The organism is Limnohabitans sp., from assembly GCF_040400975.1.
In the GTDB taxonomy this organism is placed as follows: domain Bacteria; phylum Pseudomonadota; class Gammaproteobacteria; order Burkholderiales; family Burkholderiaceae_C; genus Limnohabitans_A.
Genome location: NZ_JBBAPF010000127.1, coordinates 536 through 1,243, shown reverse-complemented (window position 1 = coordinate 1,243; position 708 = coordinate 536). Strand labels below are relative to the sequence as shown.

The following is a 708-nucleotide window of genomic DNA, read 5'->3' as shown; positions in this document are numbered from 1 at the left end:
GACTGCCAAGGCGGAACGCGCTGCAAGCGCAAGCGAGGCAGCGCAAGGCCTGCGGGCAGGACACAGGCGGAAGCGGCAGCGGCACCCCGTGGCGGCAGCCCCAGCACAGCGATGGCGGCACCTTCAGCGGGCCGATCGGCAGCGGCAGCAGCAGCTGCTGCGGCGGCAGCACGGGTGCTCGTGCACCCGCGGCGTGGCCAGCGAGGCGTGCAGCCTTGCACGTCGGGCGGCCAATTGCCATTACCTCAGGCGCGCGCCCCACAGCACCACGGGCAGCCGTGGGCTCGGCGGCACTGCCCGCATGCCCCCGCCGAACCTCTCTGGAGCGGGGACGCCCGGCGACGCTCCGGGCGTGACGGGTGGCCCCAGCGGCCCCACATCTGGACGGGAGGCTGGCCGGCGGCACGCCGCTGAGCCTGACGGACCATCAAATGGTGGCGGGCCCCGTATGCGGCCAGGGCGCAGCAACAGGCACCATTGGCTATGGTGGCTTACACTCTGCATCTTGGTACAAGTGGTCACGGCTGGGAAGCACGGCCTACCTATACAGGACCACCCTGCGCACAGTGGCTCTGAATCCAGCAACCCCTCTACTCCACGTCTCAAGCTACCTTTCGACATACTTAGCCCTGCGGCAAGTGATAGCACGTGGCATGTCTACAGTACCGAAGGCAGCACATCGGACGACGTCCTAATGCATCCCCTTGA

General features: G+C 68.1%; 1 protein-coding gene. It reads right to left on the bottom strand.

Annotated elements, in window-relative coordinates; all coding sequences use genetic code 11:
• A partial coding sequence (locus tag ABWQ00_RS16145; RefSeq protein ID WP_353239679.1) for a hypothetical protein occupies nucleotides 1-221 on the bottom strand: 221 nt, incomplete at its 3' end.
• Between the last annotated feature and the right edge of the window lie 487 nt (nucleotides 222-708).